Source organism: Sporolactobacillus sp. STSJ-5, assembly GCF_024385605.1.
Lineage (GTDB): Bacteria > Bacillota > Bacilli > Bacillales > Sporolactobacillaceae > Sporolactobacillus.
In genome coordinates this window covers 1-16,598 of the sequence record NZ_JANFOJ010000033.1, presented here as the reverse complement: position 1 = coordinate 16,598, position 16,598 = coordinate 1, and the positions used below count along the sequence as shown (strand labels likewise).

Below are 16,598 nucleotides of genomic sequence, written 5' to 3'. Positions count from 1 at the left end.
GTATGTCAAATGCAATTGAAAATGATCTAAGACTAATCTTCAATGAAGAAACTATTCGATTAATATTTGGGCATGAAGCTGCAGAAGATGAAGATCAAAAAAGGTTAAAACAATACTATGTAAAAACTGATCTATATAATACCATGAAAAGTGCGCTAAATTTGTATATATTAGTAGGACATAAGGGTGTGGGGAAATTTGCACTTCTCACAGTATTAAATGATGAAGATAAAGAACAAGGAAATATATCGGTAGTTGTAGAATCTGATGACGTATTAGAAATCGATACAAGTGCAGATAAATTCTTACAAAGAATTAGGAGCTGGAAAGACGGATTGGCTAGCATAGTATTTAATAAACTAATAACATCTACAGCTGATTATATGACTCGTTTTATAAATAAGGGTGATATGAGTTCATGGTTTAAACGTTTCGGAGATTTAGCCGCAGGAATGGCAGGCAAAAAATCGAAAAATTTACAAAGCGAACATATATCGCTTCGCAGTTCACAACTAGTAACGCTTTTTAAAAACTCTTTATTTAGAGAAAAAAGGTTATCATCTATTTAGACGATTTAGATAGAGGTTGGAAAAATTCCAAAAGTGATGTTGAAAATTTATCTGCAATGTTTAATGCAATACGAGATTTGAGCCGTGGAACAACTAATCTCTATTTTAGAGTAGCTTTAAGAAGTGATGTATATTATGCAATACGCACTTCGGATGAAACTACTGACAAAATAGATGGCAGTGTAATATGGCAAAGGTGGTCAAATCATGAAATATTAGTGATGTTAATAAAACGAATTGAATCTTACTTTGGTAGAGAGATTAACGAAAAAGAGCTTTTATCCTCAAAACAAGAGGATATTAAATACTATTTCCAATGTATCGAGTTATTATGTCATTAATTAGAAAAAGGCCAAGGGATTTGGTTAAATTATGCACTTTGGCTGCACGACAGGCAAAGTCTAATACACATAATTTAATATTAACTTCAGATTTTAAAAATATTTTTCAAAATTACTCTAATGATAGATTGACTGATACTGGGACGGAATATCAGGAGGAATTTTCGAATGTCAAAGAACTGCTCTTGAAGATGAAACCTTCAATAAAGGATATTAAGAATGGTACACCTTGTCTGTTTACAAGAGATCAACTACTAAAAAAATTGAAAGCTATTATATCGATGAGCCATTTTAATTTTCAAGATAGAAGACAAGTAACACCACAAAATTTAGCGACTTTTTTGTATAAAATAAACTTCAATTGCAAGAAAGAAAGTTGGAACCGAAATACAAAAAATCTTTTATGATGAAAATCGATGAAAATCAATATATTTCCAATGAATTTACCGACTTTGGTTATGCATATGAAATTCATCCAGCTTATAGATGGGCATTACAACCAGATAACATCGATGATCTCTATAATCAAATTACACTTTCTAATTGATTTTAGACTACCGAGGACTTTTTTGAATAATTCACCAACAAATCTTTTGAAAAAATGTGTGTATCCTTTCTGAACTACAGAATCTATGATATATAATTCTCAAGTAGGGTCTGCAATATGACATAAAACGATTCTAAATTTCTTAAAAAATGCCGACGTGTTGTAGATATATTTGGCGCAGAGAATGTACGCGGTAATGCGCAAGAAATTCCTATGTATTTCTGAAAAATGGACAGCTGATAAAGGGAAAGTTGAAAAGACGCTTAGCAAATGGTGATTCAGGCAGATAGACATATTTTAAAAAATATGAAAAAATATCCTAGTTTGCTAAACATCTTTTTCCCAATGACGATATATAAATTGTAAGGCAGTTGGGAAGGCGCCTTCTCAACTGTCAAAATAATATTCCACATGGATGTGGGAATTTATAATTCAGGGAGGAAACAATTTATGATTATCAATCACAACATTGCATCGCTGAATACATTGAATCAGCTGAGCAAAAATGAAACGGCAACCCAAAAGTCTCTCGCAAAACTTTCTTCGGGCCTTCGTATCAATTCCGCAGCTGATGACGCAGCAGGCCTTGCTATTTCTGAAAAAATGAAAGCACAAATCAATGGATTAGATCAAGCGAAAAGAAATTCGCAAGATGGTACGTCACTTATTCAAACAGCTGAAGGCGCACTTAGTGAAACAACATCAATTCTGCAACGTATGCGTGAACTTGCTGTTCAAGCTGGTAACACGACGAATACGACAGATGATGTTAACCAGATTAATACTGAATTGCAGAACTTATATAGCGAAGTAGATCGTATCAGTGATGTTACAGCATTTAACACTCAGAACCTCTTAGGTGGTACATTTACTGGTACTCTTCAAATCGGTGCAAATAGCAATGAAATTCTAAGCTTTGGTATTAGTGATATGGGTGTTGATGCATTGTTTACTGGATTTGCTACTGGATCTATTACTTCATTATCCGCAGACAATGCTTCTGCGAGTGTTGCTATTAGTGCAATCGACCTTGCAATTACAGCTGTATCAAAGCAACGTGATAATTTAGGTGCATTGCAAAATCGTCTTGAACACACTATCAACAATCTAAGTACATCTTCTCAGAACCTCACAGATGCTGAATCTCGTATTACTGACGTTGATATGGCTTCTGAGATGGCTAACTTTACGAAGAATAACATTCTGAATCAAGCTGCTCAGGCAATGCTTGCCCAATCAAATCAATTACCTCAAGGCGTTCTTCAACTTCTTCGATAATTGGATTGAATAACAGTTGATTTTTCAAGGGATGAGGTTCTATTTTAGTAGAATCTCATCCTTTTTAAATTAGTATTCCTTTTAGGAGGTATATTTAATGTCGAAGCTTATATCTCTATGCATGATCGTTAAAAACGAAGAGAGCGTACTGCAACGTTGTCTCGAATCAGTTAAAGATGGTGTTGATGAAATTGTTGTTGTTGACACAGGGTCAACAGATAATACAAAAGATATCGCATACAAATATACTGATAAAGTTTTTAATTACAAATGGAATGACAGTTTTTCGGAGGCTAGGAACTTTGCCCAGTCCAAGGCAACAGGTGAATGGATATTAGCATTAGATGCCGATGAATTTGTCGATCATTTAAATATGTTAGAGTTTCGCAAAGAACTAAAAGAAAATGAAAATAAATTTAATATGTATGTTGTGAAAATATACAATTTTGCGGGTAAAGATGCTCAAACAATTTTTAATAATTATCATGTTAGAGTTTACAGGAATGATTCGGTAATTCAATATTATAGGGCAATACACGAACAATTAAAGAGAACTGATGGAAAAGAATTAAGTTCGAGTGTTTCTAAACTTGTTGTTTATCATTCTGGATATCTATCGTATACGGTAGTAACTAAAAATAAAGGATTAAGAAATCAAACGTTAATTAATAAGGAAATAGAAGCTAAAGGTCAAACCGGTTTTGATTACTTTAATCTCGGTAATGAATTTGTTTCACAAGGAATGTCTGAAAAAGCGCTTGAATGCTATGTAAAGGCATACAAAAAAGCAACTGATATTAAATATTCATGGGTAGGTGCCTGTCTCATACAAATATGTCAATGCTTAGTTAGCCTAAATCGCTATAAAGATGCATTAAATGTGATTAGAGATAGCGAACCAATCTTTAATTCATATCCTGATTTTTCAGCAATGAAAGGGAGAATATATATTCTTCAGGGAAGGTTTAATGATGCGTTACATGAGTTAACAGATATAATAAATCACCAAGACCTATATACAGAAGCACTACTCAGTACGGACAGTATTTCCTATCTCCCAAATAAATGGATCGGACAGATTTATCAGGGAAAAAACGATATAGAAAAATCAATTTTTTATTATAGTAAGGCATTTCAAGAGAATAGAAATGACATGGGACTGTTAAAGGGATATTTTGGTCTTTTGTTCAAATATAGTTCGTATGAAGAACTGGAAGATTTTTTTGCAAAAGAACAACTGTTAAAAGGTAATGAAATAAGCAATTTATTTTTGTTGAAAGTGATTTTTAATTTTCCTGAATCTAGTCAATACACTGAGAGATTGGTATCGCACACGACATATATAAACAATATAGATGTTAAAGCTAAATGTCGGTTGATAAATGGAAAGACCGCTGGAGCGCTAGAACTAATCGATCAACTGACAATAAAACAGAAAACTATTACTTTTAATGTTGGAATTTTTGACTTTTCTGACTATATCATTGCTAGTTTAGCGTCAAAACAAGAGTCCGAACTAGTTTCTTATGCGAAAAAGTATAAGAATGCTGAAGGCATTATAAATTTATTTGTTTTTGAACAAGAGACAACTGAAGAGGATTTACCAATCTATCTAGCTATCCTTGAACGTACTATTTGTTTAAGACAGTTTGATCTTTTTGCAAAACTATTGAAATATAGAACAGTTTTTGATTCTAAAATATGTATTAATATTGGTCATTTACTCTATCAATATCATTTTTTTGATTTAGCCATTCAATTTTATAATGAAGCAGGAACACTTTTATTTGATGAACCAACTTATTTGAACATTATTGAGGAATTTAAAAAACAAAATATGTTAGATGATGCATTTCAACTTGCATTACAAGCTTTGAATAAGGGATATACACATTTCTCCATAATAAAAAACATGTTAGAAACAGCCAATGAAACCAAAAGCGTAGAGATTAATCGAGTAAAGGGTGAACTTTTAAAACTGGCCTTGAAACTATATCCAGATAGTGCTGAAATGAGAGAACTCTTATACTTAAATCGCTAATTGTTTGTCACTATTAGGTTTTATCCTAAGAAAGATGTTAATAGTCAGGGGTGAGATAATGAAGTTATTTTATGTTTTAGATTATGTCAGTGGTTATGGAGGGGTAGAAACAGTTATATCAGATGTTATCAAAAAGTTGATAAGCAACGGTCAGAAAGTTTTCGTCCTTCTTTCATATCCTAGTGAAAATAATAAGTGGGAAGAAACTCTGCCGAATGTCTATTATTATAGTAGTAAGGATGTCTGTAATGAGACATACTTAATTGACAGGGCAATTGGACTTGCTGAAACAATGAGTGAACTTCCATCACCAGATGTAATCATAACGACTCATGTCCCTGCAACAACCTTGTTTGCAAAGATTGCCATTGGTAGTCGTTCAAATATTCCTATTATTTCTTGGCTGCATAATCCATTTTTTTCAGATGGCTTACGCTATGCTAACTTTCATTGGTGCATCTCGCATGAAATTGAACATAAACTTAGTCAAATGAGGATTGAAAATTTAAAGCTTAAATACATAGGCAATCCTATTAGTCTAGGTGTTGAGAATATAATGCCAATCATAGGCAATCAATATGTTTATATTGGAAGATTGGAAAATAAGCAAAAAAGGATCAATTTATTGTTCAAAACACTAAGTATGTTAAATTTTAACTGGAAATTAAATATATATGGGGATGGACCTGATCGTAGATGGTTAACTAATTTAGCAAAAATGTTAAAAATTGATAAACAAGTTATTTTTCATGGATGGCGCAGGAATCCGTGGAATGAAATAGAAAAGATCAGTGCTTTAGTGCTAACCTCAGATTTTGAGGGGTTACCTATGGTAGTACTTGAGGCTTTAGCACGTGGAATTCCAGTTATTTCAACTGATTCTGGTGGAACTTCGGATTTGATCATTAATGAAAAAAATGGCTATCTAGTTGAAAAAAACAATCCCGAAAAACTGAAAGAAGCTTTTGAAAAATTTAATTTCTTAAATGAAAATGAACTGATAAAAATGTCACAAGAAGCTAAAGAGTCAACTCAACAATTTTCCACTGATGCAGTTGTCAACCGTATGCTGGAATCTATATCATTACTTACTGGAAAGCAGGGGGGAAAATGAAAATTGACATTGTACTCGGTCAGGCTCAAGGAAGAGGTGGCCTTGAAAATGTAATTACTCTGGTGAGTAATGAACTTCAAAAACGAGGATATCAAATCCGTGTTTTTCAAATTGGACAGTCTATGTATCAAGAATGGGAGGAAAGTTTACCAGAAGTATACTATTATGGTTTAGCTGCACACGAGTCCTACCCCGAAGAACAAGATTTGATAAAGTATGCACTGAGTTATCGTGATATGCTTGACATTTTAGATTATCCAGACGTTATCCTGGCCACGCACACCCCTCTCTTATCAGCACTTTGCAGGTTAGCAGTCGCCCATCTGGGTAAAAAGAATGAACCAGTAATTTTCTCTTGGTTGCACGGGCCACCGGATGTATGGAAGGGGGGACCATATTTGCATTACGCAAAAGATGGCCATTTAGCTATTTCAAAAAGCATTGGCAGTCAAATTGCTAAGTATGTAGATAAAGAAAAAGTGTATTATATTGGTAATCCAATTGATTTTGAAAATGTATCGCCAATTCAACAAGGAAAAAATACTTTAAAGCTTATTTTTGTTGGAAGACTTAGTAACACAGAAAAAAGAATAGATATTTTATTTGAAGGACTGAAAAGTTTATTGGGTAAATGGTCTCTCAGTTTGATTGGTGATGGTCAAAATAAAATTGACCTACAACATTATGCAGAAAAATTAGGTATCCAAAATCATCTAATTTGGCATGGATGGAGTGATATTCCCTGGGAAAAAGCTGTCGGCGCATCTGCACTTGTATTGTCATCTGATTATGAAGGATTTGGGTTGGTGGTTGTTGAAGCACTTGCAAGAGGAGTACCTGTAATCAGTACTGCTTGTGGTGGGCCAAATGAAATGATAAAAGACGGTATCAATGGTTGGCTTTTTCCATGCGGTGACAGTCAAAAACTACATAATATATTACAAGATATTCTTGATGGAAAAAAAGTGCTGCCTGATGCTGAAACGTGTATGCGCTCTGTTGATAAATATCGTGTGGAGAACGTTGTTGATCGGATGGAACAAGCAATTCATGAGACTCTTGAAAGACGTTCATAACTGTTTGATTCTGTGCATAATTTTATGCTTTTATTAAACTTTTTCTACTTTTGACCGATAAAATCACTAGATAACTTCATTAATTGATTTGAGGAGGGGAAGCCATGGATGCAAATGCAAGTCCAATCAATATTAATGCTTCATCCATGCAGCAAGATCAATTAAGTCAAGTAAAAGCTCTAGATCAGCTAACCATAGATAAAAAACAAACACAGTCTGATGATAATCAAGCAAATACTCTATCAAGAAATCAAATTGAAAAATTAGTTGATGAGGCGAATAAGATTTTGCAGCCTGATGTGACTGAGTTGAAGTATGTCTACTTTGATAAGCTTCAGACGTATTATGTGCAAGTTCAGGATGTCAACACGCATCAGGTAATTCGCGAGATACCACCAAAAAAATTTCTGGAAATGTATGCTTCAGTTGCAGAAAAATTGGGATTAATTGTAAATGATAAAGTGTAAGGAGGCGTTTAATTATGTCTACGAGTGTAAGTAGCACATCGTCTACAACATCAAATTATTACCTATTAAATACAGGGACGAGTAGCAGTCTTCAAGTATCAGGACTTGCGAGTGGTATTGACGTCGACAGTATTGTCAATAAGTTGATGCAAGCGGAGTCCGTACCGTTAGATACGATGAACCAAAAGCTGCAGCTACTAGAATGGCAACGGGATGATTATCGTACCATGAGTAGTGATTTATCTGATTTGCTAAGCACAGTAAACACGATGACATTGACATCAAGCTATTCGAAAGCAGCAACTGTCAGTGATTCATCGAAAGTAACCGTGACACCTGCCTCAGGTGCTGGAAATGGAACGTATACAATTTCGGATGCCACTTTAGCTACAGCTGCAATGACTTATAGTGATGATGCAATTGTCACTTTTACAGATCCTGATTTGAAAAAAACAACTAATTTTGATCCGACTAAACCACTATTTGCCCAAGCTGATAATTTGAAAAATGGTATATCATGGGAAAATAATACTGATTATGTCGATTCTCCCGAGAAATTTTCAGTATCAGCTGATGGAGCGACTTTTCAACTTTCAAATGGGGCAGTTGATGTTGACTCAGCTGAAATTAGAATAGATGGAAATTTAATTAACAAAGTTGAAGATAAAAGTGATTTGGATTCAGAATCTACAGACTATCAAGTTTATATTGATCCAATTACTGGGCAAATGAATTTTAATCGTGATGTTGAGGCGGATTCTGAAATTACTGCTTCGTATCAGTATAGTACAGTTAATATAAACATGACCACTTACGATAGTAGTGGAGTTGAAAAAGACATTGCTTTTGATGCAAATGCAAGCATGTCACTGAATAGTATATTACAAAAAATAAATTCGTATGGAACGGTAAATACTTTTTATGATTCAACATCTAAACGGGTTTCCGTTTCAGCTACGGCTACTGGTGATTTGAATCAAAATGGAAATGATATTACCTTTAATAGCCCTTTTTTAAAAACAACACTAGGAATGACAACGGCCGTAAATGGTTCTGATGCAAAGGTTACTGTTAATGGAATGGTAATACAACCGGCTTCTAATACATTTACAATCAACAACACGACCTTTACACTTAACGCTGAAATTCCGTCTACACAAACTGTTACTGTTGGCATCGATACAGATACAGACGGTATGTTTGATAAGATTAAGAGTTTCGTTGACCAATACAATGATATAATCGGAAAAATCAATGACATGATCAGTGTGGCACCGGATCGTGATTATTCACCGTTGACTTCTGCTCAGAAGGCACAAATGTCAGATACGGATATTTCTAATTGGAATGAAAAAGCAAGACAAGGTACGCTTTATAATGATAATATTTTAACAAGTGTATTGAACAAAATGAGACAAAATATTTATAGCACGATTAGCGGGATCACAGGTGGGAGTTACAGTCAGCTGTCTCAGATCGGAATTTCGACTAGCAGTGACTACACAGCACATGGAAAGTTAGTCCTTGATGAAAGCAAATTGAAATCGGCGATTGCTACTGATCCAGATAGCGTCATGAAGTTGTTTACCAGTGGAAATTCGTCAAGCTCTGATCCTTCTTCGCAAGGTATTGCGAAGAGACTGTTTAACACAATAACTAATGCCGTTTCTCAAATTAAAACTCAAGCTGGTACAACCTCACTTGTTAATGATCAGTTTAATATCGGACGCAGTATCAACGACCTATCTGATCAAATTTCTAGTTTTCAGGATCACTTGAAAATGATTCAGACTCGATATTATACTCAATTCACTGCAATGGAATCAGCGATTGAATCAGCGAATTCGCAGGCCTCTTATTTGTCGAGTATGTTCAGCAGTTAATGTTTTTAATGGATATGAATTGGTTTCAAGGAGGAAGTCATTGTGCCGAATAATGCTTATAAGGTTTATCAAAAAAATTCAGTGCTCACTGCTTCGCCTGGGGAGTTAACATTAATGCTTTATGAAGGGTGCGTTAAGTTTATCAAACAGGCTAAAATAGCTTTAGAGAACGGCGATTATGCTGAAAAAAACGATAAACTGCAGAAAGCACAAGCAATTATTACGGAACTTATGGTTACTTTAGATGACAAGCAGCCAGTTTCTAAAGATATGATGAGAATGTATGATTATATTCATCGACGTCTCATTGAGGCAAACATAAAGAACGATAGCAAAATTATTGATGAAGTAGAAAAGCTTGTCTTTGATTTCAGAAATACGTGGAAGGAGGTTTTGGAAATTAATCGAAATAAAATATCCAAGACTTCTAACGTTAGGACACGCGCATGAAAGTACTGCATGAGATTTATAAGGTTACACTTGAAATAAAGCGTCTTGCAGAGGTAAAGAATCTGCAAGAAGATTCTATTCCGAAAATTGTTGCGCAGCTTGATTTAAGACAGAAATTAATTGATGCGTTGCCTGATACGTTTAGTAATGAGGAAAAAAAGTTAGGTAAGGAAATAACGGTGCTTAACGCCGAGATTGATCAATTGATGAATGCGAATAAGCAGAGACTGGTTGACAAGATGAAGCAATTTAGACATCAAAAAAAGTCATTAAATCGTTATCGTGGGCATGATAATGCCCTATTGAATCGATCAGGTGCATACTTGGATATACATGAATAACGATGATCACTGCAGACGCGGTGATTTTTTCTTTTTCACCAAATGCTTATTTTCTCATACAATAAGATCATTGATTTATTATTGGTTTTCCTCCGGATAAACAAATCGCCCACCCGTTAGAAATAACGGATGGGCAATTGAGAAACAGGATGTTATTTAGTCGCCAACAACAGCCGCTTCTTCTTCAGCTTCTGTATTCAGACTTGCGAGGAATTGCAAGTAGTTGTAGGTGGATTCTTTTTCATCTTCATTGAGCTTTTCGAACAATTCGATGATTTCTTCTTTTTTGACTGACATGGTCAAAACCCCTTTTATGAGATATGGTCACCGTCGCGCTTATAGCCTTTGCGTTATGAATCATATACGTGTAAAGGTGTTAGATAGTCTAACACGAATTTCTTGAGTTTATTAAGGAAAATGTTGGACAACACCGCGTGAATACGCTGTGTTATTTCTTGTTTGCGTAATCATTATATGTGCTGGAACAGGCAGCGTCAATACAATTTGGCTCTTTTGTATGCTGTGTTTCAATTGGAATATTGCATGTTATTAATACCTATTATGCATGAATGCGTTTGCGTGTTTAAATAAGCTGCTTTTGTCGAAAATATAAAAAGCAAGATGCTTTTTGTAAAAATATTTTGATGTTTGGGAAGGAATTGGGACGGGAATAGCGAATGTATATAGTATTGAAGGGAGGCTTTCTCATGGATATTATTATTCGCGGGGAAAACATCACAGTGACATCATCTTTGCAGGATTATGCAGAGAAAAGAATCGGCAAACTGGAAAAGTACTTCAACACACCGCTTGATACAAGCGCACGTGTGAATTTGCGCGTCCACAACAAAGAACAAGTGGTCGAGGTTACGATTCCGCTTCAAGGCCTTCTCCTGAGAGCTGAGGTAGGCGAGGAAGATCTTTATACAGCGATTGATTTGGCTGTTTCCAAGCTTGAGCGTCAGATCAAGAAACATAAAACGAAGCTCAATCGTAAGAGTCGTCAAGGTGTGAAACAAGCGTTTCAAAATGCAAACAGTACGGCGACGAAGACAGTTGAGGATGAGGAAGCACTTGACGTTGTCCGCAAGAAGCATTTTGTGTTCAAACCGATGACGGTTGACGAAGCGATCCTTCAGATGGATATGCTCGGCCATTCCTTCTATATTTTCAATAACGCGGAGGACAATACGACCGCAGTGGTTTACCGCCGTAAAGACGGGCGATTTGGTTTGATCGATCAGGTATAACGAATAAGTGTGTTTATATACAACTGGGGAGAGATTCGCGCACGCGAATCTCTCCCTTTCGGATTTTCGGATGTGCACATGCGTCAACCGATACGCTGAATACGGGATCTCGCGCAGCCTATTTGCTCCATGCTGCTTTTTTCGAAATGTTCTTCTATTTTCTTGGCATACATTTTGCCGTATAATGGAAGATGTTGTGATCTGCCTATCGACTGATGCTTGCCCTGAAAAGCGGGGCGCGCGGCGAATAGTTGTGTGAATGGTTACGCATTAATGTGGAGCATTCAGTGATTCTTGTCATGGGTAATTGTCACCGTAGGCGAATATTGTTAAAATAGAGAACATATTGAAGAAGTGGATTTTTGGACGGGTTCATACGTGAACGCATGATACAAGTGATTGTTACTGATGGCGCGGGCATGTGGCGCTCAATCAGAAATCTTAAATGAGGTGTATGCAGGCATGATAGGAATGCTCAAACGAGTTTTAGGAGATACAAGTCTCCGCAAGCTCAGCAAGATGGAAAAATTAGCGCATGTGGTTGAAACCTATGCCGACCAAATGAAGGCGCTGAGTGATGATGAGCTGCAGGCGAAGACGCCGGAATTCAAACAGCGGTTGGAGAATGGCGAGACGCTGGACGACCTGCTTCCGGAAGCTTTTGCGGTTGTTCGTGAAGCTTCAACACGTATTCTCGGTATGACGCCGTACTATGTTCAGTTGATCGGTGCGATCGCGCTGCATCAAGGGAACATTGCCGAGATGAAAACCGGTGAAGGTAAAACGCTCGTTGCGACGATGCCGCTGTATCTGAATGCTCTTGCCGGCGAAGGTGCACATTTGGTTACGGTCAATGATTATTTGGCTAAACGTGACGCAGAGCAGATGGGGCTGCTGTATAATTTTCTCGGTCTGTCTGTCGGCTTGAATATTAACGGCTTGAATCCTGAGGAAAAGAAAGAAGCCTATGCTGCTGATATTACGTACGGTACGAACAGTGAGTTCGGTTTTGACTATCTGCGTGACAACATGGTGCTTTATAAAGAAGAAATGGTTCAGCGTCCGCTCAGTTTTGCGATCGTCGATGAAGTGGACTCCATTTTGGTCGATGAAGCGCGTACGCCGCTGATCATTTCCGGTAATGCGGAAAAATCGACGGATCTGTATGTCCGTGCCAATCAGTTCGCGCGTCTTTTGACGGAAAAACAGGATTACACGGTGGACTTGAAGACGAAGTCGGTACAGCTGACTGAAGAAGGCATGACCAAGGCGGAAAACTTCTTCGGAATTAAGAATCTGTACGATTACTCAAACGTAACCACGAACCACCATGTCAGCGAAGCGATGAAGGCACATGCGATCATGCACCGCGACCAGGATTACGTGGTTAAAGACGGTGAGATTATCATCGTCGATCCGTTTACCGGCCGCTTGATGCAGGGCCGTCGCTACAGCGAAGGCTTGCACCAGGCGATTGAGGCTAAGGAAGGTCTCGAGATCCAGAGTGAAAGCAAGACGCTGGCGACGATCACCCTGCAGAATTTCTTCCGTATGTATCACAAGCTTTCCGGTATGACCGGTACGGCGAAGACGGAAGAAGAAGAATTCCAGAGCATCTACAACATGGATGTTATTGAAATCCCAACGAATAAACCGATGATTCGTATTGATAATCCGGATCTGATCTATAAATCGCAAAAGGGCAAATTCCATGCGGTTGTGGAAGAAATTGCCACGTTATATCATCGCGGTCAACCGGTGCTTGTGGGTACGGTTGCCGTTGAAACATCGGAATTGATTTCGAAGCTCCTGAAAAGGCGCGGTATTCCGCATAATGTCTTGAACGCGAAGAACCATGCGCGTGAAGCGGAGATCATTGAAAATGCAGGGCAAGCAGGCTCTGTAACGATTGCCACCAACATGGCCGGTCGTGGTACTGATATCAAGCTCGGCGAGGGTGTGGCTGATCTCGGCGGTCTGTTCATTCTTGGTACGGAACGTCATGAATCCCGTCGTATTGACAACCAGTTGCGTGGTCGTTCCGGTCGTCAAGGCGATCCCGGTGAATCGCGTTTCTATTTGTCTCTTGAAGACGACTTGATGAAACGGTTCGGCTCGGATAAAATGAAGAGCTGGATGGAAAAGATCGGTATGGACGATACATCCCCGATCGAAAGCAAGCTTGTCAGCAGGTCGGTGGAAGCTGCTCAGAAACGTGTTGAAGGTAACAACTTTGATGCCCGTAAACAATTGCTTAAATTTGATGATGTTATGCGTCAACAGCGTGAAATCATTTATAAGCAGCGTATGGAAGTTCTTGAATCCAAGAATTTGCGTGAAGATATTGAAGGCATGATCAAGCTTGTCATTGAAAATAGTGTGCATGCACATACTCCGGAAAAAGAAGTACCGGAAGAATGGGATCTTCAATCAGTTATTGACTATCTAAATGCAAAGATTTTCAACGAAGGTGTACTGACTCTGAAGGACCTTGACGGTAAGGATCCGGAAGAGATGATTGATGATTTGTATGCGAAGGCAATTGCTCGTTACGATGAAAAAGAAGAAGAATTCACGTCGGAACGTATGCGTGAATTTGAGCGTGTGATCACGCTGCGTACGGTGGATACGAAGTGGATGGATCACATCGATGCGATGGAACAGCTTCGTGAAGGTATCTATCTGCGGGCATATGGTCAGGTTGATCCGTACCGCGCATATAATATCGAAGGCTTCAAGATGTTCGAAGAAATGGTTGCAAGCATTGACGAGGAGATCGTCAATTTCTTGATGAAGGCGGAAATCCGTGAGGAACAGCCGATTCAACGTGAAAAGGTAACGCACGGACTGCGTGTCATCTCCGGCGGCCAGGACGACGAACCGGCAAAGAAGCAGCCGATCAAGCGCAAGGTCCATGTCGGCCGTAACGATCCGTGCCCATGCGGCAGCGGCAAAAAATATAAAAACTGCCACGGAAAATAATCTGTGGAAAATGGAAAGTAGGATGAACATGGATTTACCTGAAATGAAACACGAAATTGATGAGATGGAAACGCGTCTCAAAGAGTTTAGGGGGTCTCTTTGACTTAGATAACAAAAGGGCAAAGATCGCCGAATTGGATGAAAAAATGTCAATGCCTGGATTCTGGGACGATAACGAAAAAGCCCAGAAGGTCATTGATGAATCCAATGAATTAAAAGGCAAGGTCGACAGTCTGACCGACCTTGAATCGAAATTCGAGGATCTTCAGATTGCCTATGAACTGGTCAAAGAAGAGGATGACGCGGATCTCAAAGCTGAGCTCGAGGAATCACTCGGCGAGGCACGGGAAGCGTTCAACAAATATGAAACACGGCTGCTCCTCAGCGGCCCGCATGACCGCAACAATGCGATTCTTGAGTTACATCCGGGCGCAGGCGGTACCGAAGCCCAGGATTGGGCGTCGATGCTGCTGCGTATGTATACGCGTTGGGCGGAAAGCAAAGGCTTCGCAGTCGAAACACTCGACTATCTGCCGGGTGATGAAGCAGGAGTCAAGAGCGTTACCTTGCTGATCAAGGGACCGGACGCATTCGGTTACTTAAAAGCGGAAAAAGGCATTCATCGTCTCGTGCGTATCTCACCGTTCGACGCAGCCGGACGCCGTCACACCTCGTTCGTGTCGTGTGAAGTGGTGCCGGAAATCGATGATGATATTGAGATTGACATCCGACCGGAAGATTTGCGCGTTGATGTCTTCCGTTCCAGTGGTGCCGGCGGTCAGCACATCAACAAAACGTCTTCCGCCGTGCGTATGACTCACCTCCCGACCGGAGTGGTCGTCAGCTGTCAGTCGGAACGGTCACAGTTCCAAAACCGTGATCAGGCGATGAAGATGCTGAAGTCGCGCTTGTACCAGTTGGAGGAAGAGAAGAAGGAAGCCGAAATGGCTGCGCTCCACGGCGAGCAGAAGGAAATCGGCTGGGGCAGCCAGATTCGCTCCTATGTTTTCCATCCATATTCCATGGTCAAGGATCACCGCACCAATGTCGAAATTGGTGACGTAAATCGCGTCATGGATGGCGATATCGATCCGTTTATTGATGCATACCTGCGCTTGCATTTGTGAGCCATGAATATTAGAAGGAACCGGTAGATCCGGTTCCTTCTTTTTGTTTTCGAAGCGAAGTGACCCGCGAAATTTGACGTGATATTTTTTTACCGATCACAGCGGCGGTTTTTTTGCGTGCATTGACCGTTTTGCGGCGAATGCATTAGAATAAAAGCATTCGACTAATTTTGCATCGGGAAAAGGAGCTTTTGCATGAAAATTTTTAAAAAAAGGGACAAGCATGTGATCCCTAATCGGGGAAAAACAGCATTGTTCATGGATTATATACTCGTAATTATTGGCTCGTTTATTGTGGGGATCACGTTCAATGTGTTTATGCTGCCGACGCATATTGCGTCCGGCGGCGTGGCCGGGATTAGCATCGTCTTTCACTGGACGTTGGGCTGGGCGCCGTCCTATGTACTGTGGGGCTTGAATGTACCGATTTTCGTGATCGGGCTGCTTATCCTTGGACGCAGCTTCGGGTATGTGGATTATGCAATGAAAACCTTGCTGGGGACGGTCGCGCTTCCGTTCGCTGTGTTTGTCACGGCCGGTATGCCGGCGGCGACTGACAGTCCGTTGCTCGGAGCATTGTTTGGAGGAGTCGGTACCGGGATTGGGCTCGGTATTGTGTTCCGCGGCCGCGGGTCAACCGGCGGTACAGCACTTGCCGGTCAAATCATTCAAAAGTTCAGCGGTTTGTCGCTTGGCGTGTGCGTTTCCATTTTGGATGGACTGATTGTTTTAACTTCGGCATTTTTCTTGTCGCTTGAAGCTGCTCTCTATGCACTTATCAGCATCTACTTAACGGCGAAAATGATTGACGTGGTTCAGCTTGGTTTCAATACAGAGAAGATGGCCCTGATCATTTCGGATAAAGAGGTTGAAATGCGTCAGGCGATTCTGGATGAGATTGATCGAGGCGTGACACGCATCACCAGTCAAGGCGGCTACACCGGCGATGATCGTCCGATGTTGATGACCGTCGTTTCACAAGGCGAACTGACGCATTTGAAGCAGCTTGTCCGTTCGATTGATCCCGAATCTTTTTTCATCATTACGAACGCAACTGAGGTTTTCGGGAAAGGATTTTATCAAAGGACATAAGACAGCTTATTTTAACACGCGGGGAGACGACCCTCGCGTG

15 protein-coding genes are annotated in these 16,598 nt (G+C 39.4%); 14 read left to right on the top strand and 1 reads right to left on the bottom strand.

Annotated features, from left to right (window positions below):
* From NOM01_RS16795 to fliT, 10 genes are all read left to right on the top strand, one after another.
* Positions 1 to 569, top strand: a 569-nt coding sequence (locus NOM01_RS16795; protein ID WP_255749733.1) for a hypothetical protein, incomplete at its 5' end; no start/stop codon positions are given.
* A complete protein-coding gene (locus NOM01_RS17340; protein ID WP_370646192.1) occupies positions 557 to 910 on the top strand; it encodes a hypothetical protein in 354 nt (117 codons plus the stop codon). The genes NOM01_RS16795 and NOM01_RS17340, both read left to right, overlap by 13 nt.
* 997 nt (positions 911 to 1,907) lie before the next feature.
* The gene (locus NOM01_RS16790) at positions 1,908 to 2,735 is read left to right on the top strand and encodes a flagellin N-terminal helical domain-containing protein (protein WP_255749732.1); all 828 of its coding nucleotides are present in this window, start codon (positions 1,908 to 1,910) and stop codon (positions 2,733 to 2,735) included.
* Positions 2,736 to 2,832: 97 nt separating this feature from the next.
* Positions 2,833 to 4,776 (top strand): tetratricopeptide repeat-containing glycosyltransferase family 2 protein, encoded by a 1,944-nt coding sequence (locus NOM01_RS16785; protein WP_255749731.1) that lies wholly within the window; start codon positions 2,833 to 2,835, stop codon positions 4,774 to 4,776.
* Positions 4,777 to 4,834: 58 nt separating this feature from the next.
* Positions 4,835 to 5,890: a glycosyltransferase gene (locus NOM01_RS16780; protein WP_255749730.1), complete on the top strand. Its 1,056-nt coding sequence runs from the start codon at positions 4,835 to 4,837 to the stop codon at positions 5,888 to 5,890.
* Positions 5,887 to 6,966: a glycosyltransferase gene (locus tag NOM01_RS16775; protein WP_255749729.1), complete on the top strand. Its 1,080-nt coding sequence runs from the start codon at positions 5,887 to 5,889 to the stop codon at positions 6,964 to 6,966. Before NOM01_RS16780 ends, NOM01_RS16775 begins: the two co-directional genes overlap by 4 nt.
* A gap of 104 nt (positions 6,967 to 7,070) precedes the next feature.
* Positions 7,071 to 7,433: a flagellar protein FlaG gene (locus NOM01_RS16770; RefSeq protein ID WP_255749728.1), complete on the top strand. Its 363-nt coding sequence runs from the start codon at positions 7,071 to 7,073 to the stop codon at positions 7,431 to 7,433.
* 14 nt (positions 7,434 to 7,447) lie between these two features.
* Positions 7,448 to 9,316 (top strand): flagellar filament capping protein FliD, encoded by a 1,869-nt coding sequence (gene fliD / locus NOM01_RS16765; protein ID WP_255749727.1) that lies wholly within the window; start codon positions 7,448 to 7,450, stop codon positions 9,314 to 9,316.
* Positions 9,317 to 9,355: 39 nt separating this feature from the next.
* Complete coding sequence (gene fliS, locus NOM01_RS16760) at positions 9,356 to 9,766, top strand: flagellar export chaperone FliS (protein WP_255749735.1); 411 nt, start codon at positions 9,356 to 9,358, stop codon at positions 9,764 to 9,766.
* Complete coding sequence (gene fliT, locus NOM01_RS16755) at positions 9,763 to 10,107, top strand: flagellar protein FliT (protein ID WP_255749726.1); 345 nt, start codon at positions 9,763 to 9,765, stop codon at positions 10,105 to 10,107. The genes fliS and fliT overlap by 4 nt, the downstream gene beginning before the upstream one ends.
* Positions 10,108 to 10,263: 156 nt before the next feature.
* Here the strand turns inward: fliT and NOM01_RS16750 are convergent, their stop codons facing one another.
* Entirely contained in the window at positions 10,264 to 10,404 is a 141-nt protein-coding gene (locus tag NOM01_RS16750; RefSeq protein ID WP_255749725.1) for a hypothetical protein, read from the bottom strand.
* A 410-nt stretch (positions 10,405 to 10,814) separates the two neighbouring features.
* On the opposite strand from NOM01_RS16750, the gene hpf reads away from it, so the two are divergent.
* From hpf to NOM01_RS16730, 4 genes are all read left to right on the top strand, one after another.
* Positions 10,815 to 11,357, top strand: a complete 543-nt coding sequence (gene hpf, locus NOM01_RS16745) for a ribosome hibernation-promoting factor, HPF/YfiA family (protein WP_255749724.1) — start codon at positions 10,815 to 10,817, stop codon at positions 11,355 to 11,357.
* A gap of 462 nt (positions 11,358 to 11,819) precedes the next feature.
* Positions 11,820 to 14,339, top strand: a complete 2,520-nt coding sequence (secA, locus tag NOM01_RS16740) for a preprotein translocase subunit SecA (RefSeq protein WP_255749722.1) — start codon at positions 11,820 to 11,822, stop codon at positions 14,337 to 14,339.
* Positions 14,340 to 14,367: 28 nt separating this feature from the next.
* Positions 14,368 to 15,466, top strand: a protein-coding gene (gene prfB, locus NOM01_RS16735; protein WP_255749734.1) for a peptide chain release factor 2 whose coding sequence is annotated in 2 segments (ribosomal slippage) — positions 14,368 to 14,430 and positions 14,432 to 15,466 — 1,098 coding nt in all. Because the reading frame shifts where the segments join, the coding sequence is not laid out codon by codon here.
* 195 nt (positions 15,467 to 15,661) lie between these two features.
* On the top strand, positions 15,662 to 16,558 hold the full coding sequence (locus NOM01_RS16730) for a YitT family protein (RefSeq protein WP_255749721.1): 897 nt from the start codon (positions 15,662 to 15,664) through the stop codon (positions 16,556 to 16,558).
* Positions 16,559 to 16,598: the final 40 nt, after the last annotated feature.